This is a genomic window from Gordonia sp. JH63, assembly GCF_009856645.1.
GTDB classification, from domain to species: domain Bacteria; phylum Actinomycetota; class Actinomycetes; order Mycobacteriales; family Mycobacteriaceae; genus Gordonia; species Gordonia hongkongensis.
On the sequence record NZ_CP047235.1, the window covers coordinates 1,142,100 to 1,167,764 of the forward strand.

Annotated in this window: 26 protein-coding genes, 1 tRNA gene, 1 pseudogene and 1 riboswitch; of the genes and pseudogenes, 20 read left to right on the forward strand and 8 right to left on the reverse strand. The window is 67.7% G+C overall.

All coding sequences use genetic code 11. The features are described 5' to 3' along the window. The first annotated feature begins 91 nt into the window (after window positions 1-91). From GR168_RS05145 to rplA, 6 genes are all read left to right on the forward strand, one after another. Window positions 92-1,189 (forward strand): fused (3R)-hydroxyacyl-ACP dehydratase subunits HadA/HadB, encoded by a 1,098-nt coding sequence (locus tag GR168_RS05145; RefSeq protein ID WP_058253328.1) that lies wholly within the window; start codon window positions 92-94, stop codon window positions 1,187-1,189. 246 nt (window positions 1,190-1,435) lie between these two features. Continuing rightward, window positions 1,436-1,508, forward strand: a tRNA-Trp gene (locus GR168_RS05150). A gap of 39 nt (window positions 1,509-1,547) precedes the next feature. Continuing rightward, entirely contained in the window at window positions 1,548-2,021 is a 474-nt protein-coding gene (gene secE, locus GR168_RS05155; protein ID WP_137809758.1) for a preprotein translocase subunit SecE, read from the forward strand. 70 nt (window positions 2,022-2,091) lie between these two features. Further along, entirely contained in the window at window positions 2,092-2,970 is an 879-nt protein-coding gene (gene nusG, locus GR168_RS05160; RefSeq protein WP_159370203.1) for a transcription termination/antitermination protein NusG, read from the forward strand. 75 nt (window positions 2,971-3,045) lie between these two features. Continuing rightward, window positions 3,046-3,480, forward strand: a complete 435-nt coding sequence (gene rplK / locus GR168_RS05165; protein WP_004021736.1) for a 50S ribosomal protein L11 — start codon at window positions 3,046-3,048, stop codon at window positions 3,478-3,480. An 82-nt stretch (window positions 3,481-3,562) separates the two neighbouring features. Further along, window positions 3,563-4,279 (forward strand): 50S ribosomal protein L1, encoded by a 717-nt coding sequence (gene rplA, locus GR168_RS05170; protein WP_159370204.1) that lies wholly within the window; start codon window positions 3,563-3,565, stop codon window positions 4,277-4,279. Between the two features lie 70 nt (window positions 4,280-4,349). Here rplA and GR168_RS05175 read toward each other — a convergent pair whose 3' ends face one another. The 4 genes from GR168_RS05175 to GR168_RS05190 all read right to left on the reverse strand — a co-directional run bounded on the left by GR168_RS05175 (window position 4,350) and on the right by GR168_RS05190 (window position 9,184). After that, entirely contained in the window at window positions 4,350-5,978 is a 1,629-nt protein-coding gene (locus tag GR168_RS05175) for an HNH endonuclease signature motif containing protein (protein ID WP_159370205.1), read from the reverse strand. A gap of 205 nt (window positions 5,979-6,183) precedes the next feature. Then, window positions 6,184-7,221 carry an ABC transporter substrate-binding protein gene (locus tag GR168_RS05180; protein WP_238995024.1) on the reverse strand — a complete coding sequence of 346 codons (1,038 nt, stop codon included), beginning with the start codon at window positions 7,219-7,221 and terminating at the stop codon, window positions 6,184-6,186. 53 nt (window positions 7,222-7,274) lie between these two features. After that, on the reverse strand, window positions 7,275-8,081 hold the full coding sequence (locus GR168_RS05185) for an ABC transporter ATP-binding protein (RefSeq protein WP_159371835.1): 807 nt from the start codon (window positions 8,079-8,081) through the stop codon (window positions 7,275-7,277). 23 nt (window positions 8,082-8,104) lie between these two features. Further along, the gene (locus tag GR168_RS05190) at window positions 8,105-9,184 is read right to left on the reverse strand and encodes an iron ABC transporter permease (RefSeq protein ID WP_068971794.1); all 1,080 of its coding nucleotides are present in this window, start codon (window positions 9,182-9,184) and stop codon (window positions 8,105-8,107) included. A gap of 46 nt (window positions 9,185-9,230) precedes the next feature. Further along, window positions 9,231-9,409: riboswitch (cobalamin riboswitch) on the reverse strand. A gap of 150 nt (window positions 9,410-9,559) precedes the next feature. On the opposite strand from GR168_RS05190, the gene GR168_RS05195 reads away from it, so the two are divergent. Next, a complete protein-coding gene (locus GR168_RS05195; protein ID WP_078113046.1) occupies window positions 9,560-10,513 on the forward strand; it encodes an L-lactate dehydrogenase in 954 nt (317 codons plus the stop codon). A gap of 2 nt (window positions 10,514-10,515) precedes the next feature. Here GR168_RS05195 and GR168_RS05200 read toward each other — a convergent pair whose 3' ends face one another. After that, complete coding sequence (locus GR168_RS05200) at window positions 10,516-11,400, reverse strand: alpha/beta fold hydrolase (RefSeq protein WP_159370207.1); 885 nt, start codon at window positions 11,398-11,400, stop codon at window positions 10,516-10,518. A gap of 126 nt (window positions 11,401-11,526) precedes the next feature. On the opposite strand from GR168_RS05200, the gene GR168_RS05205 reads away from it, so the two are divergent. The 6 genes from GR168_RS05205 (at window position 11,527) to GR168_RS05230 (ending at window position 14,888) form a co-directional block, all read left to right on the forward strand. After that, the gene (locus GR168_RS05205) at window positions 11,527-11,919 is read left to right on the forward strand and encodes a hypothetical protein (RefSeq protein WP_068971791.1); all 393 of its coding nucleotides are present in this window, start codon (window positions 11,527-11,529) and stop codon (window positions 11,917-11,919) included. Between the two features lie 150 nt (window positions 11,920-12,069). Then, a complete protein-coding gene (locus tag GR168_RS05210; RefSeq protein WP_078113048.1) occupies window positions 12,070-12,342 on the forward strand; it encodes an excalibur calcium-binding domain-containing protein in 273 nt (90 codons plus the stop codon). Between the two features lie 21 nt (window positions 12,343-12,363). Then, window positions 12,364-12,672: an AraC family transcriptional regulator gene (locus GR168_RS24215; RefSeq protein ID WP_343213037.1), complete on the forward strand. Its 309-nt coding sequence runs from the start codon at window positions 12,364-12,366 to the stop codon at window positions 12,670-12,672. A gap of 164 nt (window positions 12,673-12,836) precedes the next feature. Continuing rightward, complete coding sequence (locus GR168_RS05220; RefSeq protein WP_159370208.1) at window positions 12,837-13,295, forward strand: VOC family protein; 459 nt, start codon at window positions 12,837-12,839, stop codon at window positions 13,293-13,295. A gap of 50 nt (window positions 13,296-13,345) precedes the next feature. Beyond that, entirely contained in the window at window positions 13,346-14,047 is a 702-nt protein-coding gene (locus GR168_RS05225; RefSeq protein ID WP_159370209.1) for a DUF1275 family protein, read from the forward strand. A gap of 10 nt (window positions 14,048-14,057) precedes the next feature. Further along, a complete protein-coding gene (locus GR168_RS05230) occupies window positions 14,058-14,888 on the forward strand; it encodes a DUF2786 domain-containing protein (protein WP_058253315.1) in 831 nt (276 codons plus the stop codon). On the opposite strand, the gene GR168_RS05235 is transcribed toward GR168_RS05230, so the two are convergent. After that, window positions 14,885-15,826: a YhjD/YihY/BrkB family envelope integrity protein gene (locus GR168_RS05235; protein WP_159370210.1), complete on the reverse strand. Its 942-nt coding sequence runs from the start codon at window positions 15,824-15,826 to the stop codon at window positions 14,885-14,887. The two genes, GR168_RS05230 and GR168_RS05235, sit on opposite strands and share 4 nt — an antisense overlap. Before the next feature lie 44 nt (window positions 15,827-15,870). Here GR168_RS05235 and GR168_RS05240 point away from each other — a divergent pair, with 44 nt between their 5' ends. Beyond that, the gene (locus GR168_RS05240; RefSeq protein WP_058253351.1) at window positions 15,871-16,389 is read left to right on the forward strand and encodes a TIGR04338 family metallohydrolase; all 519 of its coding nucleotides are present in this window, start codon (window positions 15,871-15,873) and stop codon (window positions 16,387-16,389) included. A 6-nt stretch (window positions 16,390-16,395) separates the two neighbouring features. Here GR168_RS05240 and GR168_RS05245 read toward each other — a convergent pair whose 3' ends face one another. Both GR168_RS05245 and GR168_RS05250 read right to left on the reverse strand, forming a co-directional pair. Further along, window positions 16,396-18,423, reverse strand: a complete 2,028-nt coding sequence (locus GR168_RS05245; RefSeq protein ID WP_065629263.1) for a CocE/NonD family hydrolase — start codon at window positions 18,421-18,423, stop codon at window positions 16,396-16,398. A 214-nt stretch (window positions 18,424-18,637) separates the two neighbouring features. Continuing rightward, window positions 18,638-19,825 (reverse strand): glycoside hydrolase family 76 protein, encoded by a 1,188-nt coding sequence (locus GR168_RS05250; RefSeq protein ID WP_159370211.1) that lies wholly within the window; start codon window positions 19,823-19,825, stop codon window positions 18,638-18,640. Window positions 19,826-20,104: 279 nt separating this feature from the next. Between GR168_RS05250 and rplJ the strand changes: the two genes are divergently transcribed. The 6 genes and pseudogenes from rplJ (at window position 20,105) to GR168_RS05280 (ending at window position 25,665) form a co-directional block, all read left to right on the forward strand. Then, on the forward strand, window positions 20,105-20,635 hold the full coding sequence (gene rplJ / locus GR168_RS05255) for a 50S ribosomal protein L10 (protein ID WP_004019499.1): 531 nt from the start codon (window positions 20,105-20,107) through the stop codon (window positions 20,633-20,635). Between the two features lie 87 nt (window positions 20,636-20,722). Beyond that, on the forward strand, window positions 20,723-21,112 hold the full coding sequence (gene rplL / locus GR168_RS05260; RefSeq protein WP_004019500.1) for a 50S ribosomal protein L7/L12: 390 nt from the start codon (window positions 20,723-20,725) through the stop codon (window positions 21,110-21,112). Window positions 21,113-21,418: 306 nt separating this feature from the next. After that, window positions 21,419-22,374: pseudogene (locus tag GR168_RS05265) on the forward strand (hypothetical protein). A 371-nt stretch (window positions 22,375-22,745) separates the two neighbouring features. Then, the gene (locus tag GR168_RS05270) at window positions 22,746-23,972 is read left to right on the forward strand and encodes an ABC transporter ATP-binding protein (protein ID WP_068970872.1); all 1,227 of its coding nucleotides are present in this window, start codon (window positions 22,746-22,748) and stop codon (window positions 23,970-23,972) included. 2 nt (window positions 23,973-23,974) lie between these two features. Further along, window positions 23,975-24,781 carry an ABC transporter permease gene (locus tag GR168_RS05275; RefSeq protein WP_004023366.1) on the forward strand — a complete coding sequence of 269 codons (807 nt, stop codon included), beginning with the start codon at window positions 23,975-23,977 and terminating at the stop codon, window positions 24,779-24,781. Window positions 24,782-24,783: 2 nt separating this feature from the next. After that, window positions 24,784-25,665 carry an ABC transporter permease gene (locus tag GR168_RS05280; RefSeq protein WP_058253306.1) on the forward strand — a complete coding sequence of 294 codons (882 nt, stop codon included), beginning with the start codon at window positions 24,784-24,786 and terminating at the stop codon, window positions 25,663-25,665.

Consider the following 25,665-nt stretch of genomic DNA (forward strand, 5'->3'; position numbering starts at 1 on the left):
CGTCGTCGGCCGTTTCGAAGTACCACCAGCAACGGGCTGCCTCTCGATGAGGCAGCCCGTCTTGCTGTGTCGGCCGAAGGAGTAGAGCTCAATGTCACAGGTAAGCGGAGCCGAGATCCAGGATCGTCCGGACGAGGCGTCGAGCGGTGGTGCGAAGCCGACCCCCGACGAGATCGCCGCCCACACGCAGAGCCTCGTCGGCTTCCACTACACGGTCGACGACTATTACGAGATCGGCCGCGAGGAGATCCGTAAGCACGCGATGGCGGTGCAGGATGCGCACCCGACCCACTGGAGCGAGGAGGGCGCCCGGGCCTTCGGCCACGACCGCCTGATCGCCGCGCCCACCTACGTGTCGGTGCTCGGGATCATCGCCCAGCGCAAGCTCTTCGAAGACGTCGTCACCGGCTACGACATGTGGCAGATCATGCAGACCGACCAGCGGCTGGTCTACCACCAGCCGATGAAGGTCGGGGACCGCCTGATCTGCGACGTCTCGCTCGAGTCGTTCCGGCACGTGAGCAGTCCCGAGATGATCGACCTGATGGTCACCAAGAACGTCATCTGGAACCAGCACGACGAGCCGGTCATGACCACGTGGACCTCCCTGGCCGCGCGTCCCGGCATGGATGTCGACCCGGAACTCGAGGCCTCCCTCGACCACGTGATGATCAAGGTCGACGCCATCGGCGAATCCGGGCACACCGTCGAGCCGAAGGCGGGTCGCTACGACCTCCCCGACCCGACGCAGTCGCCGGGCGCCTTCGGTGCCGTCGACTTCGACACGCTCACGGTGGGTCAGGAACTCACGCCCAAGCGCTACCTGTTGACGCGCGGCAATCTCGCGAACTATGCGGGCGTGGCCGGCGACCCCAACCCGATCCACTTCTCCGACCACGTCGTGAACGCGGCCGGCATGGACGACGTCGTCGCGCACGGCATGCAGACGATGGGGCTCGGCGCGAGCTTCGTCTCCGAGTTCATCGGTGACCCGGCGGCTTTCTGCGAGTACAACGTGCGCTTCACCAGCCCGGTGTACGTCCCGGCCGACGACAGCGCGGCCGTCGACTTCACCGGCAAGGTGAAGTCGCTCGATCCCGCGACCCGCCGCGGGACCATCGCCATCACCGCCAAGCAGGGCGATCGCCGCATCTTCGGACGCGCGCAGGCCGTCATCCAGTTCAACTGATCGACCGGTCGCGAGCCGTTCGGGCGGCTCACGGACGGGTGGCGTGTACGGTCGTCGGGGGAGCGGAGGCGAGCCCGTTTTGGGTCCACCGCCCCGGTGATCTACACTGAAGTGTCTGATTGATTCAGACTTGCGCGCTACCCATAGGGTGGCGCGTTGGTTTTGTCGGCGACGAAACGTCGACGGGCCGCGAGGCCGGATCGAGAAGGACGGCAACGCCGACCACTCCGGTGGCGGGCGTCGCAAAGGGGCGTAGCTCAATTGGCAGAGCAGCGGTCTCCAAAACCGCAGGTTGCAGGTTCAAGTCCTGTCGCCCCTGCCCTGGTGAAGGGCACACGCTGACGAGAGGACCGCGAAGTTGAGCAAGCGAGACCGGGCCGCCCGCGCCAAAGACGCCGCAGAGGGTTCTGCGGCCGATTCGGCTGCGGCTGAGCTCGACGGTCGCGACGAGGCCACCGACGCGGGTACGGACGACGGCACGTCGACCGAAGCCGCGAAGGAGCTGCGTCCGTCCGGTAAGCGCTCGGCTCGCGGACGTCGCTCGGCGGCGGGTGCAACCGACGGTGACGCCGACTCCGACACGGGGTCGGTCGCCGTCAAGGAACGCAAGACCAAGAAGAAGGCGTCTGCCGAGGAGAGCCGGAATCCGTTCGTACGGATCTGGGTCTTTCTGACGCAGGTCGTCGCCGAGCTGAAGAAGGTCATCTGGCCTACGCGGCGCGAGATGATCACCTACACGATCGTCGTGCTCGTGTTCGTCATCGTGATGACCGCGTTCATTGCCGGCCTCGACCTCGCCTTCGCCAAGGGCGTGCTCTGGTTGTTCGGCTGACCCACGCGGTGGGCTCGGCCGGCGACGAGGAACACGACCGCCAGATGAACCATAAGGAGCGTGGGCTGCAGTGAGCACCCCGGAGAACGAACTCGCCTCGACCGATTCCGTCGACGTGGCTGCTGCCGACGTCGACGCTGTCGACGCGGCCGTGACCGACGCGGTGGACACCGAGGGTGACGCGGTCGCCGACGACGCGGTCGTCGAGGGTGACGAGGCCCCCGCCGAGGACACCGTCTCCGAGGATGCCGACGAGGTCCCGGTTGACGAGGCCGCCGCCGACGAGGCCCCTGTCGAAGAGGCCGAGGTCGAAGCGGTTGAGGTCGATCCGGTCGAGGAACTGCGCACGCAGCTCCGGCGCGCGCCCGGCGACTGGTACGTGATCCACAGCTACGCCGGTTACGAGAACAAGGTCAAGGCCAACCTCGAGACCCGCGTGCAGAACCTCGACGTCGGCGACTACATCTTCCAGGTCGAGGTGCCGACCGAAGAGGTCACCGAGATCAAGAACGGCCAGCCCAAGAAGGTCAACCGCAAGGTACTGCCGGGCTACATCCTCGTCCGCATGGAGCTCAACGACGAGTCGTGGGGCGCCGTGCGCAACACGCCGGGTGTCACCGGCTTCGTCGGGATGACCAGCAAGCCGTCGCCGCTCTCGCTCAACGAGGTGCTGCAGTTCCTGATGCCGCGGACCGAGGCCAAGAAGCCCGCCGCGTCGCGTGGTGCCGCCGCCGAGGGCGTCGAGGCCGCAGCTGCCGCCGCGTCGAACGTCATCGAGGTCGACTTCGAGGTCGGCGAGTCGGTCACCGTCATGGACGGCCCGTTCGCCACGCTGCCCGCGTCGATCAGCGAGGTCAACGCCGAGCAGCGCAAGGTCAAGGTCCTCGTGTCGATCTTCGGTCGCGAGACGCCGGTCGAGCTCGGGTTCAACCAGGTCGAGAAGATCTAGGGCCGGACCACCAACTCAGAACTTTCACGTCTCCAGCGGGCGTGAATTCGCAAGGAAACAAGCAAGGAACAGAAGATGCCTCCCAAGAAGAAGAAGCTCGCCGGGATCATCAAGCTCCAGATCTCGGCAGGCCAGGCCAACCCGGCCCCGCCCGTGGGTCCGGCGCTCGGTCAGCACGGCGTGAACATCATGGAGTTCTGCAAGGCGTACAACGCGGCGACCGAGTCGCAGCGCGGCAACGTCATCCCGGTCGAGATCTTCGTGTACGAAGATCGCTCCTTCGACTTCAAGTTGAAGACCCCGCCGGCTGCGAAGCTCCTGCTGAAGGCCGCCGGCCTGCAGAAGGGCTCCGGCGAGCCCCACACCAACAAGGTCGGCAAGGTGAGCATGGACCAGGTCCGTGAGATCGCCAAGACCAAGGCCGAAGACCTGAACGCCAATGACATCGACCAGGCCGCGAAGATCATCGCCGGTACTGCTCGGTCCATGGGCATCACCGTCGAAGGCTGACAGACCTCATCATCACCGTGGGAGGGCCGGCTCGGCCCGCACCACACACCCCGCCGACTGACGGCGGAGAAGGAACAGAGCAATGAGCAAGAAGAGCAAGGCCTACGCGGCCGCGGCCGAGAAGGTCGACAAGACCAAGCTGTACAGCCCGCTGGAGGCTGTGGAGCTGGCCAAGGACACGTCGTCGAAGAACACCGACGCGACCGTCGAGGTCGCGATGCGGCTGGGCGTCGACCCCCGTAAGGCAGACCAGATGGTTCGAGGCACCGTCAATCTGCCGCACGGCACCGGTAAGACTGCCCGCGTGATCGTGTTCGCCGCCGGCGACAAGGCCGCCGAGGCCACCGCCGCCGGTGCCGACGAGGTCGGCGCCGAGGATCTAATCGAGCGCATCCAGGGCGGTTGGCTGGACTTCGACGCCGCGATCGCCACCCCGGATCAGATGGCCAAGGTCGGCCGTATCGCGCGTGTCCTCGGACCCCGCGGCCTGATGCCGAACCCGAAGACGGGCACCGTGACCACCGACGTCACCAAGGCCGTCAACGACATCAAGGGCGGCAAGATCAACTTCCGCGTCGACAAGGCTGCGAACCTGCACTTCGTCATCGGCAAGGCCTCGTTCGACCCGGCCAAGCTGGCCGAGAACTACGGCGCTGCCTACGACGAGATCATGCGCGCCAAGCCGTCGGCCGCCAAGGGCCGCTACATCAAGAAGGTCACCGTCTCCACGACGACGGGCCCGGGCATCCCGGTCGACCCGGCGGTCACCCGCAACTTCGCGGAGGCACCGCAGGCCTGATCTGATCAGGCGCACTGACACCCACGAGGGGCCCGGCATTCCGATGCCGGGCCCCTCGTGTCGTGTGCAATCACGCGTGGTCAGCGAGTATGCGTGCGAGTGCAGCTTCGACCGGGGTCAGCGGTGGGGTGGTGAGGTGCTCCGGCGGTGTTCGCGGATGGACGAGTTCGCGGTAGGCGAGTTCGAGGCGCCGGCCGCGGTCGCCGTAGCCGACGGCGTCGGGGCGCGACTGGTCGCCGGACCTGGTGGCAGGTCCGTGGATCTCGTTGCGCACGGTGTTCAGGTGTTGTGCGAACCGCCGGGGTATGTCGGGTCGGCGGTTGATGTGTTCGGGGTTGGGCGGTGCGCCGGGTTCGGCGTTCAACCGCCACAGGCAGCGGCCTTCGTCGGGGCCGGATCGGGCGATGCGGGTGGTGTATTGGCCGGGTTGGTCGCCGACCATGCGGTTGTGACGGGGACAGGCCGGGGCGAGGTCGTCGATGTCGGTGAGACCGCCCTTGGCCCAGTCTCGTTCGGCGTGATGAAGCTCGACGTGGGTGGCGGGTTGATCGCACCCGGGTGCCGAACACACTTCCCCGTCGGGACGGGCGAAGGAGACGAGGCGTTGTTCGCGGGTGGCCAGGCGTTTGCCCCGTCCGAAGTGCAGGGGGACGGTGGTGGCGTCTTTGAAGATCGCGAGCCAGGGTTGCATGTCGGCGGCCATCGTGATCAGGTCCCGGATGGGCAGCAGGGTGCCGGTGGCGGTGGTGGCGAGTCCGGCTTCGCGGATGAGGTCGTTGAGGTCGGCTTTGATGATCAGTTGCACGGGTAGCCCTCGGTGCGAGGTGCCGAGTGTTCCGTCGGCGAAGCCTGCGGCGAGTGCGGCATCGAGGGCGTCGTGATTGGTCTGGGCGAGGGTGCGTTGGTCGCGGTCGGCTGCGGCGGTCAGGGCGTCGGGGTCGGCGGCACCGGCCGGGCCTTGGGGCGAGGCGGGGTCGTCGGGGTTGTTGAGTCCGGGTTTGCCCCACACGGCGAACATCATGGTCAGTCGGGCGGCGAGTGCGGGGGTCAGGGTGCCGGAGATCTTGGCGGTGCCATCGGCGCGTTGCCGACCGATCCACAGGCCGCGGCGTCGTTTCTGGTCGGTGTCGTCGGCCAGTGTGCCGTCGGGATCGAGGTGGGCGAGCAGCCGCGAGCCGAGCTGGGTGATCTCGGCAGGCGTGTGGGCTTCGGCGATCTCGGCCATCTGCCGCTCAGCGGCGACCTGTACATCGTGGTCGATGGTGCCGGGGATGCGGTCGAGGACGTCGAGGGTGGCTTGTACGTGGGCGGTGCCGACTGTGCCTTGTGCGAAAGCTTCGGCGAGGCAGGGGTATTCGGGTGGGAGGACCTCGCCGCCGAGGCTGGTCCGGTGGGCGGTGGCGTCCATCTGCTTACGGCGGCGCATCGGGTTCGAGACTCGTAGCCGGTGGGTCATGTACTGCATGAGGGTGCGGCAGCCGGCCTTGCGGGGTAGGTCGCGGGCCTCGACCTGATCGATCTGCCGGTCTCCGGCGACGGTCAGACGCGCGATCGCGCGCTCGGTCTCCGCGGCCACGTCGGCGAGTTCGGCATCGGTACACGGCGACAGGTCCACGGTCTGCAACTCACCGAGGATGCGGTGCAGGTCGGCCACCAACTCGAGGGCGCGCGGTCGCCGCGCCGCTTGTTCGTCAGACATGGTCGCCCCCGAGAACCGTTGCCGCGAATGTACGTTCGAGTGTACACCGTTGCGAGCGCGTTGCAAGCCAAAACTGATGTTGTGCAACGCTATTCGGAGCCGGTAACTTGTCGGTGCCTCGTGGTAGGGGGTCCACCGACTACTCCGTGGGGCGGCGGCATGACGATCGCCGCGGCCCCACGTGTTCAACGGGGCGTCCCGCGACTCACTCCAGCCAGTTGTTGCCCCCGAGGTCCAATTGCGCGACATCCAGGGACGGGGTGATACCGGATTCCGGTGCGAGGCCGTGGCTCTCGAGAACGCCGCGCATGATCTCGGCGGCGTCGATGTTGAGTGGGCTCGACACCCACATCGCGTACGGCAGGTTCACGAAGCGGTTCTCGCGCACGGCCTTCAGGTTCCGGCTCGCCGGATTAGAACGCAGGGCGGCGATCTTCTCGTCGACCGACTGGCCGGGATAGTCGACGAACACGATGACGTCGGGGTCCGCGGTGGTGAGGCGTTCCCAGCTCACGGCGGTCCAGGTGTCCTCGATGTCCTCGGTCGCGTTGCGCGCGCCCGCGGCGTCGATGATGCCCTGCGGGCCGCCGAAGGATCCGGAGGAGAAGATGGTGTCCGAGACGCTGTCGAAGACGAAGACCGTTGGTTTCGCGGCGGGTTGTGGTGCGGCGCGCAGCTTCTCGAGGCGGTCGGCCACCTCGTCGGCCGCGGCGGCGCCCTGCTCGGGATTGCCGGTGAGGGTGCCGATGTTGCGCAGATCGGTGTCGAGCGCGACCCACGGGTCCATTGTGCCGCGCTGCGCCTCGCCCTCGGTCTGCCGGCACGCCTCGGACAACTGGTACACGTCGATGCCGTGTCCGGCGAGGATCTCGGGTGTGATCCCGCGCGATTCGCTCATGCCGTAGTTGTATCCGGCATACAGCACTTGGGGTTTCGCCGCGACGATGTTCTCGAGGGTGGGACGTTCGGTCGCGACCTCGTTCAGGGTGTCGACCTGGGGTCCGTACTCGAGCCGCAGGATGTCCTTGTCCCGGGCGAGCGCGCTGACCGCCACCATGTTGTCACGGGCACCGGCGGCGAGTGCGATCGCAATCATGCCGCCGTCGTTGACGAACAACCGGTCGAGGGGTTGCGGGAAGGCGACGTCGGCTCCGCAATTGGATACGGTGACAGTGCTTTCCGACGCTGCGGTGCTGTCGGTTCCGCAGGCGGTGGCAGTTCCCAGGATCAGTGTCGCCGCCACGATGGCGACGGTCGGGTGGACTCGGGACGTACGTATGGTCAAAGGATGTCCTCTCACGGGATGTCTTTCGTCAGAGCGCTGGGGGCGGGTGTGGTGGTGGGAGTGTTCAGGAGCAGATGGGGCAGGCCCGTCGATGGATGGTCGACGACGGTGCCGGACACCTCGAAGACGTCGGCCAGCAGAGCCGGCGTCAGCACCTCGACGGGTGGTCCGTGCACGATGACTCCGCCGTCGGAAACCACTGCGACGGAGTCGAAGTGACGCAACACCAGGTCGAGGTCGTGCATCGCCGCGACCACGGTGGCGTCGAGTTCGTCGAGGATCTCCATCAGTCGTAGTCGCCAGGCGGCGTCCAGGTGATTGGTGGGTTCGTCGAGCACCAGGATCGGGGTCTGCTGAGCGAGCGCGCGGGCGAGGACGACGCGGTGCCGTTCGCCGCCGGACAGCTGGGTGCACGAGCGGGTGCCCCAGCCGTCGAGCCCGACCTGGATCAACGCGCGATCGACCACCGTCTTGTCGTCGGAACTCCCGGTGGACCAGGCCGACCGGTACGGGGTCCGGCCGAGGCCGACCGCCTCGCCGACCGTCAGCTCCGCGGAGGGCTGTTCCTCCTGGCCGACCACCGCCATCGACATGGCGCGGCGTCGCGAGGGGATGCGGTGGAGGTCGTCTCCGTTCACCTCGACGGTGCCGGCGGCCGGGCGTTCGAGACCGCACAGCGTGCGCAGCAGGGTGGTCTTGCCGGAACCGTTGGGCCCGACGATGGCCAGTCGGGTGCCGGCGGGGACCGCGAGATCGACATCCCGCAGTACGACGCGGCCACCGCGACGGCACGCAAGCGCAATCGCGCGCAACGACATCGACGATGCGCGGGCGGGGTCGGTCACGAGCCACCCCCGAACACGTACTGGCGTCGTCCCATGAGGAACAGGAAGATCGGTGCCCCGATCAGTCCGGTCACGATGCCCAGCGGCATCTCGCGCGGTGCGGCCGCCACCCGCGAGATCACGTCGACCCACACCAGGAAGAGCGCACCGCCGCAGACCGCCACCGGCAACATCGCGCGGTGGGTGGCGCCGACCAGGAGTCGCGCCGCGTGCGGGACGATCAGACCGACGAAGCCGATGCCGCCCGCCACCGCGACGAGTACGCCGACCAGGAGACCCTGGACACCGAACAGCGCGTTGCGCATCGCGCGTACCGGCACGCCCAGCGACGTCGCGGTGTCGGTGCCGGCCGCGTAGGCATCGAGCCAGGAGTGGATGGCGAGCATGGCCACGACGGTGGCCAGCACGACCACCCCGGCGATCTGCACTTTCGCCCAGGTGGCGCCCGCGACGCTGCCGAGCATCCAGAACATCACGTTGTCGGCGGCGTGCGGGTCGGCGGCGGTGAACACCAGCAGCGACGACAACGCCATGAACGCCGAGGACAACACCACCCCGGACAGGATGAGTCGCAGCGCGGTCAGCCCGCCCTGGGCGCGGGCCACCAGGTACACCGTGACGGTGGCGGCCAGCGCGCCGAGTAGCGCCCCGCCGGACAGCGCCCAGACGCCCAGTCCCGCGAGCACGCCGAGGGTCATCACCGCGGTGGCCCCGACCGCCGCGCCGGCGGACACACCCAGCAGATACGGCTCGGCCAGCGGGTTGCGGACCAGGGCCTGCATGAGTGCGCCGGCCAGCGCCAGCCCGGCTCCGACCAGCGCGGCCAGCACGGACCGGGGCAACCGGAGATCCCAGATGATGACGGCGTGCGCGGAGTCGAGCTCGGCCCCGGTCATCCGGCCGACGACGGTGTGCCACACGTCGCCGACGGGGATGGTCTCCGCGCCGAAAGCGGTGGCCAGGGCGATGCTGAGGAGGGTGAGGACGAACAGTACTGCGGCTAGCGGCGTCGACGGGAGTCGCCGGACCGACGGGGCGGTCGCGCTCTCGGTCGTGCCGTCGGTACGACGGGACACGGGTGGTACTGCCTATCGGTCTGGGTATCTGTGCGCGAGATACACGATGGACTCGAGCGAGAACGGCCGGTAATCGGACTCGGGATCGTGGCGCCGGCGCCTTCCCGGGTCGCCCCGGTGTCCGCGCCGAATCCGTCTCCCATACCGTTGCGCGCCAGTCCCGGATTCACACCGGGTTCCCTGACACCCACGTGTGCGGGTGTGACCGTTCTCGGGGCTGAACATACCAACAACGATTCGCTACACCTGAGTCAGATGTCGCAGTTCGTGGTTCTGGGCGCAACGATGCGCGACATCGGTGCCCGGACAGCCGACACGCGAGCACCTACGCTGGGGGCCGACGATCGACGATCCCGACGCGGAAATGGTGAACCGATGGACGTACGAGACACGAAGCTGGCCATCATCGGGGCGGGTGCGGTGGGCACCGCGATCGCCTACTCGTCCCTCATCCGAGGTGTCGCACGGACCATCGCCCTCCTCGACATCAACGCTGCCAAGGTGACCGCCGAGGTGCTCGACATGTCGCATGGCCTCGAGTTCGTGCCCCGCGCGGACATCATCGGATCCGACGACGTGTCGGTGTGTGCGGACGCCGACGTCGTCGTGTTCACCGCCGGCGCGAAGCAGAAGCCCGGGCAGTCGCGCCTCGAATTGGCCGAGGCGACAATCGGTCTGACACGCGCCATCCTCCCCGGGGTGCTGGCGGTGGCGCCGAACGCGATCTATGTGATGGTCACCAATCCCGTCGACATCGTCACCTACGCCGCCCAGGAGATCAGCGGGCTGTCACCGCACCAGGTCTTCGGCTCGGGCACGGTGCTGGACTCGTCCCGGCTGCGATTCCTGATCGCGCAGCACTGCGGGGTCGCGGTGCAGAGCGTGCACTCCTACATCGTCGGCGAACACGGCGACAGTGAGATCCCGCTGTGGAGTTCGGCGTCGATCGGGGGCGTGCCGCTCACCTCGTGGACGCCGCTGCCCGGCCGTCCGGCGATGGACGCCGTTGCGCGCGAACGTATTCACCACGAGGTCGTACATGCCGCGTACACCATCATCGAGGGCAAGGGGGCGACGAACTACGCGATCGGTCTGGCCTCGACGCGCATCGTCGAGGCGATCCTGAACAACGAACACCGGGTGCTGCCGGTGTCGACGCGGGCGGACGGCATCGAGGGGCTCGACGGCGTGTGCCTCTCGTTGCCGACCGTCGTCGACCGCGGTGGTGCCCAGACCCGGCTCGATGTCCCGCTGTCGGACTCCGAGCGGGCGGGTCTGCTGGCATCGGCGGAAACGCTGCGCGGGATGCAGGCGCGGTTCGGGTTCTGACGTCACACGGGGACGGTCCCGCGCAGGAACTCGAGCTGATCGGCGACCACCCGCTCGAAGTCGGCGCCGACGTAGATGTCGAAATGTCCTGCCGGATAACGAATCACTCGCGCTGCCGGGGCGCGGCGGGCGTACCGGGCAGTCGGTCCGGCCGGCGCCACGGTGTCCTCGTCGCAGATGCACACGAGCGTGGGACAGGTGAGCTTTCGCAATGCCCGACCAGGCGTGTGCAGCGGGATGGCGAGACCGGCCCGCGCGGCGACCTCGTTGATGAACTCCAGGTCGTCGGGCACCAGCGGCAGGTATCCCGACACCGCGTCGGGTGCCGTCATCAGGGCGGCCGAGCCGGACGCACCGGCGAGGCCGACGGTGACCGGCGGACGGCCCAGCGCCGAACCCGCCAGATCCGCGAGCGCGCGCACGGTCACCTTTGCCCCGGACGCCACTCCCAGGGCAGCGGTGGAGGCTATTCCACTGGTGAAGGGGCACTGGGAGATCACCGCGGCCACCCGGCCGTCGCGTTCGCCCGCGACGAGGGCGTGCCCGCCGCCGAAGGAGGTGCCCCACAGCACTATCCGTGAGGTGTCGACACCGCTGAGTGTTCGGGCGAAGGCGATTGCCGCGGCCCAGTCGTCGAGTTGGCGGCGAATGGACAGCAGCTGTCGCGGTTCGCCGTCGCTGGCGCCGAAGTGGCGGTAGTCGAACACCAGGCACGAGTATCCCGCGGCGGTGAAGCGCTCGGCGAACGCGTCCAGGCGCATCCGCCGGACCGCACCGAGCCCGTGCGCCATCACGATGACCGGCGCCGGAGTGGTTCCCTCGGGCAGGTACCACCAGGCCCGGCATGTCGTCCCGGACGAATCGAACTCGACGTCGTTCCTGATCATCGTTTCCCCCGCTGTCGGTGGTTGCCTGGCCGGACTGTACCAATACGCGTTGTCGAATGGCAGGCTCGTGGCAGGCTGTGGAAAGCGAGATGGAACCCGACGTCGACGCTGCTAGCGTCTGCCGTCGTGAAGAGATTGATAGCGGGGGCGTTGATCGCCGGAACAGCAGTATTCGGATTGGCCGTGGGCGCGGGTGATTCCGACGCCAAGATCAAGCCGGGCAACTACAAACATCAGCAGCTCATCTACGGGGTCATCCCGACCCCGGAGTCGAACGTCCGGGTCATCGGCAACGGGTTGTACACCGACTACTACGGACTCGGACCGTGGAATCTGTCGCGTCAGCAGATCCAGCACACGAAGAGTGGTGGCGTCGTCGCGTTGACCGCGGACCCGCCCGTGCAGTGGTACCAACGGGTCGAGTATCGGCGTACCAAGAACGGTTACACCGGTACGACGTACATCCTCGGCGGCATCCCGACCGGCAACGTCCTGCTCAAGGAGCAACCCCGCCGCTGACCCCGCGCCTTCCGATCCCAGGTCCGGCCGATGGCGTGTCCGTCGGCCGGACCAATCTTCGCGTCGCATGCGCTTTTCGCCGGCCGGAACCCGTAGTGTCACTTCGTCACGTTGAGGTGTCGGGGGACACTACGAAGAAGGCCAAGCACGATGCGTTGCTCGCGAAAGATGGTTCTCGGATTCCTGGTCGCGGCGTCGATGACGATCGCTCCGCTGATGGTGGCGGCACCCGCCGCGGCGGCAACCGACTACGCCAATTGCACCGAACTGCGCGGCGACTACCCGCACGGTGTCGGCAAGACCGGCGCCGTCGACTCGACGTCGGGTACGCCGGTCACGACGTTCACCGTCGACGACGAACTGTACGAGGCGAACTCCGAGAGCGACCGCGACGGGGACGGCATCGCCTGCGAGAAGCACTGAGCGTGCGTCACACTGGGTGACGTGTTCACCCAGGTCGAGGACGAGAACCGCCGGTTGCTCCGTGCGCGCGACGCCATCGACCGCTCCTACGCCGACGACCTCGACATCGCAACGCTCGCCCGCATCGCGCTGATGTCGCCGTCGCACTTCATCCGCCGGTTCCGGGCCGTGTTCGGGGAGACGCCGCACCGCTACCTGCAGCGTCGGCGCATCGAGCGGGCCTGTGCCCTCCTTCGGACCACCGACGTCCCGGTGCTCGACGTCGCGTTGCTGGTCGGCTACGACAATCCTGGCACGTTCGGCCCGACGTTCAGCCGAATCGTCGGCTGAAGTCCCACGGCCTACCGGCAGCGTGTCGCTCCGATTCCCGTTCCCGGTTGCTTCGTGCGCCGGTGGACCAGGCCGAGCGATGCTGCCACCGGGGTCCCGCGAGCGGCCGAAGTGAGCGATTTCGGAGAAGCGCCGGCCGGGCCGCCGGTCGTATCGTCGGGCGCATGATCAACGGCATCGGTATCCATTCCGTCTACGTCCTCGATCAGGACGTCGCACTCGACTTCTACGTCGGCACACTCGGTTTCACGGTCGACACCGACGTCGACATGGGGTTCATGCGGTGGTTGACGATCGCGCCGCCCGGTCAACCCGACCGGCTCATCCTGCTCGAGAAGCCCGGGCCGCCCGCGCTTTCCGACGAGACCGCCGCGAAGATCCGCGACCTCGTGACGCAGGGGGCGATGCCGGTGACGATCCTGTCGACCGACGATTGCCGCGGCACCCACGCGGCGCTCGTCGCGCGCGGCGTCGAGTTCACCCAGGACCCCGAAGACCAGCCCTACGGCACCGACTGTGCGTTCCGGGACCCGTTCGGCAATGCGTTGCGAATGACCCAGCGGGCCGTCGCCGCCCGGCCGATCCGAGCCGAGGACATCGCCTGCTGGGCACCGGACGATTGACCTGGTCCGCCGACCATCCCGACCGGCACGCAGGCGTTAGATTCGTGCCCATGGCGGTCCGTCTCGACAGGTACCTGAGCAGCAACCACCCGGACATCGCGATCGCGGCAGCGTTGCTGTTCCTGGCCGGGCTGGTCGACGCCATCGCGTTCGTCGTGCTCAAGGGCAGCTTCGTCGCGTTCATGTCCGGCAACTCGACGATCCTGGGAGCGTCGACGGCCGCGGGCCGGTGGTCGACGATCGCCGTCGTCGCCGGACTCGTCGCGGCCTTCTTCGGCGGGGCCGTGGGCGGCGCGGCACTCGGTCGCTGGGGCGGACAGCACTCGCCGGTCTGGGTTCTCGTAGCCGTGACGGTGACGCTTCTCGCCGGCACCGTTGTCGCGCTGACCGCGTCGCCGACGGCCGGGATGATCGTGGTGGCGACTGCGACCGGCGCGATCAACTCGGCACTGTCGCACACCTCGACGGTGCCGGGCGGCTTGACGTACGTCACCGGCACGCTGGTGAAGTCCGCGCACGAGCTGGTCGCCTCGCTGGGTACCGATCGACCGTGGGCGTGGCTGGCGGTGTTCTGGATGTGGCCGGTGTTCGTCCTGGGCGCGGTGTGCGGCGGTTTCGCAGAACGTCACTGGGGTGTCGCCGGGTTGTGGGCCGGGGTCGCGATCGCCGCCTGCACCCTCCTCCTGCGGGTTGCCGAGACGTTGTCTCGGGGCAATTCGCGCTCAGATGGAACCGAACGGGCCGCTGGATAGTCTGAAACATATGCGCGACGACAAGCTGCTCACCCGGATCTCCGCCCTTCTCCGTCAAGCGGAGAACACCGACAACGAGCACGAAGCCGAGACCTTCATGCAGGCCGCCCAGCGGCTCGCCACGGCGTCGTCGATCGACCTGGCGGTGGCGCGGGCCCACGACCCCGCGGCGCGCAAGAAGGTCACCCCGATCAGTCGACAGATCGCGATCGGCGAGCCCGGCAAACGCGGACTGCGGACCTATGTGCAGCTCTTCGTTGCCATCACCGCCGCCAACGACGTGACCGTCGACGTGGCGAGCAACTCGACCTTCGTGCTCGCCTACGGGTACGAAGCCGACATCGACGCCTGCGAGGCCCTCTACACGTCGCTGATCGTGCAGATGGTCGCGGCCAGCGACGCCTACCTGCGGTCGGGTGCCTACAAGGGCGAGACGTTCGCGCGGGTCGTCACCCGCGGGAACGGGTGGCGAGCCCGGCGGGTGATCGAGGAGAAGCCGTTGTCGCCGATCACGGCGCGGCTCAACTTCCAGTCGGCGTTCGCCGAACGCATCGGCAAGCGTCTCGCCGAGGCCCGCGACGCCGCGCGTGCGGAGGCCCTGGCCGCCGAACGCGACTCCGGGGAGACCACGCGCTCGACGGCGGTCGCGTTGCGCAACAAGGAGATCGAGGTCACCGACTTCTACCGGACCGAGTCGAGCGCCCGCGGGACGTGGCGTCCGTCGAGCGCCTCGGCCGGCTACTCGGAGGCCGCACGCCGCGCCGGCGACCGCGCGGGACGTCGCGCGAAGATCGGTGCCGACCGCGAGTTCGGCGGTGCGCGTGGCGCTTTGGAGGGTTAGGGCTCCACACGCGTGGGCGGGGCGTCGACCGGACCCCCGGGCGGCCGGTCGTACCAGGATGCAGACGGGTGCGGGACGAACGGTGTCGGTGTGCCGGCCCACCGCCGCACCCACCGGCCCAGACGACCCTCGTCCGTTGCCACGGCGTGCACGACGATGGCGGTGACGACGAGGATCAGCGCGAACACGAACAGCCAGCTGATCGCGACGAAGACGACACCGAGGGTGCCGTAACTGCGGATGGTGCCCGCCGCGAGCGTCGGCAGTGCGACGCGGCTGCCGGCGAGCAGGGCGGTGATGAGGATGCCGGTACCGAGGCCGTTGAGGACGAGCAGCTTCATCGGTACCTGCGACGACACCAGGAGCCGCGGGATCGCGGTGAAGGTGACCGACCAGATCAACACGGTCACCGCGACGATGAGCCCGATTCCCAGGACGCCCCGATCGCCGATGTGCATGCCGAACAGCGAGGTGGCCTCCACTCCGGTGGACAGACCCTGCACGGTGACCGCGGCGGGGATGAGGAAGACGACGACGACCCATCGCCAGAAGCTGCTCCACGGCAGTTTGGCGACGTCCCAGATCGACACATACATTCGGCCGAGGGCACGGGACAGGGAGGTGGCGCCGGCGATGGTCATCAGCGCACCGACGATGCCGAAGGTCGTCGCCGAGGTCGGGTCGTCGATCGTGGGCGTGTCGAGACTGCTGACGGGGATACCGAGCTGGGTGAGTGCGTCGTCGACGACGCTGGCGCCCGGGAGGGTGAGCACCAGGATCACGACCGGGAGGATCGAGGTGAAGGCCTGCGCGGCCAGGGTCATCGACCGGTCCGTGAGATTGCCTCGAGCCATGTCGATGACGATGCGGAGCATCAGGGAGGCGCCGGGCAGCCGCATCACGCGCTCGCGTACGGCATCGAGGTCGGGACGGCGCATGAAGTCTCCCATCGGCTCCGGGGTCTCTCATCATCGGCGATGCCGTGAGTGAACGGGACACCGGGCGCGCACGATTCTATGAGGCCGAGCACCTCGTGCATCGCCTGTTCGACAACGTGTCGTCGTCACGGACGGTGCAACTCGCCGGCACCGAGGTCACCCTCCCCGCGGAGGCGCGCTTCGCCTCGATCGACGCCGTCGACGACTACGTGGGCCGCGTGCTCGCGCTGCCGGGTGTGCGGTCGAGTTTCGAGCGCGCGTCGCACCCGGTGTCGGTCCGCGAACGGCGCGGCCAGCGGTCCGCGCACTATGCGGCGCGGGTTCGCAGATCCGACGGTGTGCCGGTCGCCGCCGAGATCGCCATCCCGTCCGCGGCCGACGGACGCTGGGCGCTGCGTGAACTGGTGGTGCTGCACGAGCTCGCCCATCACCTCGACGGCACGACCGGCCCGGCTCACGGGCGCGGATTCGTGCTGACGCTCATCGAACTCGTCGGGCTCGTACTGGGGCCCGAAGCCGCGTTCGTCTATCGCGTCGTGCTGTCGGATTCCGGGGTGGGGTGAACGACCTCAGCGCAGCCCGTCGCCGGCCAGCAGCGTCAGGTGGCTCGGGTGGTCGGGGTCGAGGACCAGGCGCTGGTGTCGGCGGCCGCGTGCCTTGATGAGGTCGGGCACGAGCGTCAGGTAGCGCGGGAGACTCGCGGCGTAGACGTCGACCCGGAGCCGATGGCCCGGCTGCAGGACCGCGTCGGTGGGGACGAGATCGACGTCGAGGCGGATCGGTTCGTCGGCGGGTACCGGCAGCTTGCGCTTGCGGGACAGATAGTGGTGCGCCGAGAGCAGGCTGCCGTCGTCGGCGTACGTCGACTTCGATTGGTCCAGTGCGCGATTCGACGCCGACAACGCGCCGTTGGTCAGCACCACCGACGTACCGTCGGGCGCGACGTCGTTCACGGTCACCGCCCAGACGGCCTCGTGTGCCGTGGTGGCGACGTTGAGGCGCAGGTTCATGGCGCCGCTGATCGGGGTTGCCTCTCCGACCGGCTCCGTGGTGAACGACAACGCGCCCCGCTCCTGGTATCGCGCATCCCGGGCGAAGTCCGCGCCGAGGGCCAGCGTCGCCCCCGCGGTCACCTGGGTCATGTCCCGGGACCGGAGCCCCCGAGTGTCCGGACGTACGTGCAGGGACGAAACACCCTGTGCGGGAGTGGTGCTCAGCGAACCGTCGTGGACGCAATGGTCGGCGGTCGACGACGGTTCGGCAGTCAGGTAGAGCCGCGTCGGGGCCACCCCGGGACGCGGGAAGCTCTGGCCCGCGGTCCACGCACCGCCCTGCTGCAGCATGGTGACCGGCCCGTAGTACTCGATCCCGTTGCGGTGCCCCTTGAGCCAGCGGTCGAACCACGCGCGTTCGAGGACGTCCAGGCGCGGGGGAGCGAACTTGCCGCCGTATCCCGACCCCACGTCGAGGTGATAGCCGTCGCCGACGATCATCTGCTTGCGGCCCGGCTCCATCTGTAGGCGCTCGTACACCCCGGTTGCACTGCGGCCGAACAGATCATGCCAGGCGCCGACGGTGAAGGTGGGTGCTTCGATGCGGTCGACGATCGGGTCGCGGGCGTCGAAGTACGGGTCGTCGAAGATGCGTGGATCACGGGCGGTCAGGAACCCCCACAGCAGCGAGGGGATCTCGGTGGCCGGGGACTTCACCCGGTCGATCGCCCAGCGCACCGCGTCGCCGCGCACGAGGTCGCGGATCACGTTGGCGGGGTTGGGAACCCACTTGAGCATGTTGACCGCGGACAACCACACCGGGATGAAGGCCGACGGCATGCCGCCGGTGATGTAGATGTCGCGCACCAGGTCGTCGCAACCCTCTACGGCGAACACGGCTTTCAGCTGTGGCGGCCGCTTGTCCGCGGCCTGCAGCGAGTTGATCGCCGAGTACGACCAGCCGGCCATCCCGACGGTCCCGTCGCACCACTCCTGCTCGGTCACCCAATCGATGACCTCCACCGAGTCCTGCTGCTCGCGAGGACCGAGGATCTGCCATTTACCCAGGCTCGCGCCGGTTCCGCGGACGTCGACGACGACCTGCACGTACCCGCTGCGTACCAGGTTGCGATTGATGCCGAAGACGTCGAAGACCCCGCCTGACAGGGTCTGTGTCAGCGTCGTGAGTCCCTCGAGGGCCGTGCCCGTCGCGTCCATCGACCGGGATGCGGTGTGCAGTGCCTTGCCGAGGACGGGGGCGTGGAGGGTCTGGTCGATGAAGTCGATGGCCGCGCGGTTGTACGGGTTGATGTTGATGACCGCGGGATAAGGGGTGAGGATCGTCTGCCCGAACCGGTTGGCGGGCCGGATGACCGTGGCGCGCAGGACGACGCCGTCGCTCATGGTGATGGAGACGTTCCGGTCGATGACGACGCGCGGGTAGAGCTGCTTGCCGTCGACCTGCTCGCGCCAGCGGATACCGTCGGCGCCGCCGGTGGGATCACCCAGCGGGAGCGTGCCGAAATGCGGCGCACCAGTGGTGCGGGTTCGCGTCGACGGAGCGACGCGGGCGCGCGGCTGTGTGGGATCCAGCTGGTACGTCATGGTGCATCACCCTGCCTGGGATGAGGTGTCGCACCCGCGAGTTGTTGCACGGATCGAGACGGCCGGGTGGACACCGACACCCCGTCGTGTCGGTCGCTTGCTTCCCGGCCCGTCCGCTGGCTGCGGATTACAGTGTGGTCCAGGTCACTTCACGTAGTCGCTGAAGGATAACTCAGCGGCGGTATCGGATGGCTAACGAGGTGGCGTCTTTTGGTCATGGCCGTGTGTGTTCCTGGTCACATTCAGGTAAACCCAGATCGATGGCGGCCGCCGCCTCGAGCACCATCCACGCCGACAACTGCACCGACAGATCCCGCTCCGGGACCTCGGAAGGATTGACGGCGCCTGCCACGAACTGGGCTTTCGTGCCGGCGTCGGTCGGGATCACCGCGTTTCGTCGCCAGTCGCTGGAGAAGATCACCCGTCCGGCGACCTCGGTGCGATGAGCCCACGCGGCGTCCGCGCTACGGGTCACGATCCGGGCTGCCCGCGTACGGAGTTCATCCGAACCGTCGGCCTCGGGCAGGTCGGTGGCGATGAGTGCGAGGTAGCGGGCCAGTACGCCGTGGAAGAGGCCGCCGTCGCCGCCACCTCCGCCGTTGATCACCCCGTCGGTGCAGGAGTGGTGCTCGACGGCGCCGAGCAGCCGGGCCAGCCGGTCGAGGTGCCGGCGATCCCCGGTCGTCCGCAACGCCTCGAGTTCGGCGCCCAGCACGACGCCCTGGCAGTAGGTGTAGGTGCCGGTCTCGGGTTTCAGTGAACCGTCGGGCAGCTTCTTGAGACCGTCGATGACCAGATGGGTGTCGGGATCGACGAGGTTGGCGTCCATCCAGTCGCACATCGCCACGGCGCGTTCGACGTGACCCGTGCGTGCCAGCAGGATCGCGGCCGGGCCGTTGGCCGGTGCGTTGAAGAACTGATCGGCCTTGCGCCAGGGGATGCCGCCGCCGTCCGCGGGCACCCAGGCGTCGAGCATCTGCCCGGCGAGGACACGGAGTCCGCTCGCATGGTCGAGGTGCAGGTGCCGGTCGGCGCGTTCGATGGCCAGTCCCAGCCACGCCATGTCGTCGTAATAGTTGTTGGTCCAGCGGCCGCCGTTGCGGACCCGGATGCCGCGCAGCAGCCGGTTGGCGTCGTCGGCGACGTCGGGGTCGAAGGAGCGGTCCGAGCCGACACGGTGGATCGCGGCGTCGACGATCAGGTCGACGAGGTGTGCCTGCCACCAGTAATGCCAGGATCCGAACTGGGCCTGCACGCGCCCGATGGGCCAGGCGACGGCTCCGGCACGTGTCCCCGGCAGCCAGAAGGCCCGCTGCAGGTGACGGTCGTAGATGGCGTCCGCGGCGGCCTGTGCGCGGGCGTTGGGGTCCCGCAGGTCCGACGATTTGGATTGTTCGTCCACGTCCGCGTAGCCTAGTCGTCGATGTGATGCACACCCGTGCGTCGTATCGGTTCAACCAGAGACCGTTGGTCGTCGGGATTTCCCGGACGAAGGCGCGACGAGGTCGCCGGCCCACGCAGGATGAACGAGGAATGTCGCTCCACACGAACAGTGTGTGCGTTCACGCCCCGTGCCTGTGTGCCGGGGCGTTTGTCATCTCCGCCCTCGATCGCCTCCCGATGCCTGTCGCTCTTCTGTTGGACTCGACCAACTCATAGTGACGAGGAGAGGAGGCGAAGTATGGCCAAGTCCGAAAAGGTCGCCGCAGTTGCGGAGATCGCGGAGCAGTTCAAGAGCTCCACGGCGACGGTTGTCACGGAATACCGTGGCCTGTCCGTCACCCAGATCAGCACGTTGCGACGTTCCCTCGGTGAGGGTGCAACCTACTCCGTCGCCAAGAACACCCTGGTGAAGCGTGCCGCTGCTGAGGCGGGCGTGGAAGGGCTCGACGAGCTGTTCACCGGTCCGACCGCGATCGCCTTCATCGAAGGTGAGCCGGTCGTGGCCGCGAAGGCGATCAAGACGTTCGCCAAGGACAACAAGGCGCTGGTCATCAAGGGCGGGTACATGGACGGCCGCGCGCTGTCCATTGCCGAGATCGAGCAGATCGCCGACCTTGAGACCCGTGAGGTCTTGCTGGCCAAGCTCGCCGGTGCCATGAAGGGCAACTTGGCAAAGGCCGCCGGTCTGTTCAACCAGCCGGCTTCGCAGGTGGCGCGCCTGGCCGCGGCCCTGCAGGAGAAGAAGAACGAAGCCGGCGAGACCGAATAGGTCGTCCGCCGCACCACACCAATCCCCGAACCGTACGGGGATGAACACCGAAGCCCCGTACGGGGACTGACAGGAAGGACGCCAACCATGGCGAAGCTCACCGCTGACGAGCTCATCGATCAGTTCAAGGAACTGACCCTGCTGGAGCTCAGCGATTTCGTGAAGAAGTTCGAAGAGGTCTTCGAGGTCACCGCTGCGGCTCCGGTCGCCGTCGCCGCTGCCGGTGCCCCGGCTGCCGGTGGCGCCGAGGCTGCTGCCGAGCAGGACGAGTTCGACGTCATCCTCGAGGGTGCCGGCGACAAGAAGATCCAGGTCATCAAGGTCGTCCGCGAGGTCGTCTCGGGCCTGGGCCTGAAGGAAGCCAAGGACCTCGTCGAGAGCGCTCCGAAGGCTCTGCTGGAGAAGGTCGACAAGGAGGCCGCCGAGGCTGCCAAGGCCAAGCTCGAAGAGGCCGGCGCCAAGGTTTCGGTCAAGTAAGACCGACTCACGCGCAAGCGTTTCACGAGCCCGGGACAGCACCGCTGTCCCGGGCTCGTTGCTGTCTGCTGTCTGCGCCCCTCGCCCTCGGTCCGCGGCGAACTCGTCGGCCTGCTGCGGCTTCGGCCGGCGGTCTCCCCGGATTGAAGTCGCACGCGACATCGATCCGTCGGTGCGACCTCGATCGAAGTCGCGCGGACGGACTGACATCGCATGCGACTTCGATCCGGGGGCTCGGCGCACGGTGCGCAGGGGGAAATCCGGAATGGGATGCAACCGAGACGGGGTCGTGTGCGTCCAAGACGCATGGCCTGGTTCCCTGCTGACAGTTTTCCCACCGACCGGCACGGGCTGATCCGTCGAGAGGCGACACTCCGGGCGGGTATCGGCGATGGCGTGGTCACCGCTGCAGTCGCACGGGGAGCACTCGTCCGTCTCGCGCCGGGCGTGTGGATCGCCGCGTCGGCGGAGTTCGACGGCCCCGACGGCGCCGACAGGCTCTATCGGAAGCGTCGATCGCCGTCGCCACCTCCGCGCGAGACCGCGGTGTCGCGACCCTCAGCCATCAGTCCGCTGCCGCTCTTCTCGGCCTCGCGACACTGCATCCTCAGCGTGAGACGGTCCACCTCACCAAGCCGTCGAGTTCGAGCGGCGGGTTCGTCCGTGGGCACCGCCACGTCCACAACGGCCCACTGGGCAGAGATGAGACGGTGGTCGTCGAAGGTGTCCTGGTCACCCGCGCCGAACGCACCGCGGTGGACATCGCCATGTCCGGCGACTTCGCTCAAGCGCTCGTCGTCTTCGACCAGGCGCTGCGCATGGGGGCGGATCCTGGGCTGATGTCCGCGATGGTCGACAGCCGCGCAGGCTGGCGCAACGTCGGTGTCGCACGTCAGGCGCTGGATGTTGCCGACGCGCGCGCCGAGAGTGTCGGTGAGTCGTGGAGCCGAGCGCAGATGGTTCTGGCCGGACTGCCGACGCCGCGCCTGCAGCACACGTTCCAGACGCCGCACGGCGAGGCGCGGGCCGACTTCGACTGGGATGGACGAATCATCGGCGAGTTCGACGGTCTCCAGAAGTACGGACTCGTGGTTCCGGGCGAATCCCCTCGGGATGTGTTGATCCGAGAGAAGCAGCGCGAGGACGCCCTCCGCGCCCAAGGGATCGTCGTGATCCGCTGGACGTGGGCGACACTGGAATCCGGCGAGCTCGTCGGCCTCTTGCGGCCGTGGCTGGCGAAGTTCGGTCACACAGCTGCCTGAGCCGCACCTCCGCGCTAACGCCGGAGACCGAGCAACCGATATCGTTTCCGACATCATTCCGACGCCACCGCCCATCGACTTCGAGGGTGGTCATCGGCCGTCGGATCGCGTCTCGCAGGTGAAGCCCAGGTCTGCGGTGGCCGTCACATCGAGGGGCCGGCCCGACTTCCCTCACCGCGAACCATCGGATATTGTCATCGGCGCGGCGAGAGTTACCGGGCGGTAGGTTTCCCGCAGCCATCACCGAGAACCACGCGGCGGCGTTATGGGCGGGGACGGGTCGGTTAGAGTGACCCCAACCACAAATGCCGCCGGTTGGTGCGCGGTCACACCGTGGCCGCCTCGGGGGCAGCGATCGTCTGGAGGAAGTTGTGGGTGTTGAGGTCAGCGTCGAAGGACTCACCAAGTCGTTCGGTTCGCAGAACATCTGGCGTGATGTCACTCTGACCCTGCCGGAGGGGGAGGTTTCGGCGCTGCTGGGTCCGTCGGGTACCGGTAAGTCGGTGTTCCTGAAGACCCTGATCGGGCTGCTGCATCCGGAGCAGGGGTCGGTGATCATCGACGGGACCGACATCACGCAGTGTTCGGCCAAGGAGCTCTACGAGATCCGCAAGCTGTTCGGCGTGCTGTTCCAGGACGGCGCTTTGTTCGGGTCGATGAGCCTGTTCGACAACATCGCGTTCCCGCTTCGTGAGCACACGAAGAAAAAGGAGAACGAGGTCCGCGACATCGTGATGGAGAAGATCGACCTCGTCGGTCTGACCGGTGCCGAGGACAAGCTTCCCGGTGAGATCTCCGGCGGTATGCGCAAGCGCGCCGGGCTGGCGCGCGCGCTGGTCCTCGACCCGCAGATCATCCTGTGCGACGAGCCGGACTCGGGTCTGGATCCGGTGCGTACCGCCTACATCTCGCAGTTGCTGATCGACATCAACGCCCAGATCGACGCCACGATCCTGATCGTGACCCACAACATCAACATCGCGCGGACGATCCCGGACAACATCGGCATGTTGTTCCGCAAGGAACTGGTCATGTTCGGTCCGCGGGAGCAGTTGCTGACCTCGGAGCAGCCGGTGGTCAAGCAGTTCCTCTCCGGTGACCGGTTCGGTCCGATCGGTATGTCCGAGGAGAAGGACGAGGCGGTCCAGAAGCAGGAAGAGGCGATGCAGGCCGCGGGTATCTCCGGTGGTGGTACCAAGGAGGACTTCACCGAGATCATTCCGCAGGTGCAGCCCAATCCCGGTATGCCCGAACGCAAGGCGATCGCCCGGCACCGCGAGCGCGTGCACGCGATGCTGCCCGACCTGCCCCATAACGCTCAGGAGGCGATCCGCCGCAGCCAGGAGCAGGAAGACCAGATCCGCGAGGAGAGCCGCCAGCACGCCGACAACATGGCGAACGGCAACGGCCCGTCCGGCAACAACAGCTCCGGCAATGAGTGGACGACCGCGCCGAGCAACGTCGCCGTCGCGGACTCCAAGACCGACGTCATCGACTACGGCGGCAGCGATGCCCCGACCGAACAGTGGCACACACCCGGTGATGCACTGACCAAGCCCAGCCATCGTGCTGATGGGAACGAAGGGCGGACACCCTAGGGATGAGCAGTGCCACCACGCGTGGCGTCGACCGAATCGCGCAAGCCGGGACAGGTGCCCTGTCACAGACCGGCAATATCGTTCAGCTCTTCGTCGATGTTGCACGCCAGACCTTTGTGCGCCCGTTTCAGTGGCGGGAGTTCATCCAGCAGGCGTGGTTCATCGCCAGTGTGACGATCCTGCCCACCGCCCTGATCGCGATTCCGTTCGGCGCGATCGTCTCGCTGCAGACGGGTTCGCTCATCAAGCAGCTCGGCGCGGAGTCCTACACCGGCGCGGCCAGCGTGCTCGTCGTCATCCAGCAGGGTTCGCCGCTGGTGACGTCGTTGCTGATCGCGGGTGCGGCCGGGTCGGCCGTCGCCGCCGACCTCGGCTCGCGCACCATCCGCGAGGAGATCGACGCGATGGAGGTGCTCGGCATCAACCCGATCCAGCGCCTCGTCGTACCGCGTGTGCTGGCGATGGTCCTGGTGGCGATGCTGCTCAACGGTCTGGTCGCGGTCATCGGCATCGGTGGTGGTTACTTCTTCAACGTCGTCGTCCAGGGCGGTACCCCGGGTGCCTACCTCGCGTCGTTCGGTGCGCTGGCACAGCTGCCCGACCTCTGGGTCTCGACCCTGAAGGCCGCGATCTTCGGTGTGCTCGCCGGCGTCGTGGCGTCGTACAAGGGCCTCAACCCCAAGGGCGGTCCGAAGGGCGTCGGTGACGCGGTCAACCAGAGCGTCGTCATCACGTTCCTGCTGCTGTTCCTGGCGAACCTGATCATCACTGCGGTCTACCTGCAGGTCGTCCCACCGAAGGGGAGCTAGACGTGACCGAAGGTGGGGGCGGTGTGACCATCGCCAAGAGCCGGCCCGAGTACTACATGTACGAGGCCCGCAAGCAGCTGGGCAAGCCGCTGAAGGTGCTCGACGGCGCCGGCGAGCAGATGTCGTTCTACGGCCGGACGCTCGCGTGGATGCCGAAGACGATCGTGCATTACACGCGCGAGGTCCTGCGCCTGCTCGCCGAAGTCGCGTTCGGATCGGGCGGACTCGCGGTCATCGGCGGCACCATCGGCGTGATGGTGCTGATGTCGGGGTTCACCGGCGTCGTGGTCGGCCTGCAGGGGTACGCCGCGCTCGACCAGATCGGGTCGCAGGCCCTCACCGGCTTCCTCTCCGCCTACGTCAACACCCGCGAGGTGGCGCCGCTGGTGGCGGGTCTCGCGCTGTCGGCGACCGTCGGTTGCGGCTTCACCGCCCAGCTCGGCGCCATGCGGATCTCGGAGGAGATCGACGCGCTGGAGACGATGGCCGTGCCGTCGATCCCGTTCCTGGTGTCGACCCGAGTGATCGCCGGTTTCATCGCGGTCATCCCGCTGTACGTGCTCGGCCTGCTGTCGGCGTACCTCGCCTCCCGCGTGGTGACGACGGTCTTCAACGGCCAGTCCGGCGGCTCCTACGACCACTACTTCAACCTGTTCCTGCCACCGGCCGACGTCTTGTGGTCGTTCGGCAAGGTGCTGGTCTTCGCGTTCGTGATCATCCTCGTGCACTGCTACTACGGCTACTACGCTTCGGGCGGTCCCGCGGGTGTGGGCGTGGCCGTCGGGCACGCGGTTCGAGCGGCTCTGGTGCTGATCGCGGTCCTGGACTTCTTCCTCGGCCTGGCGATCTGGGGCACCACGACAACCGTGCGAGTGGGAGGTTAG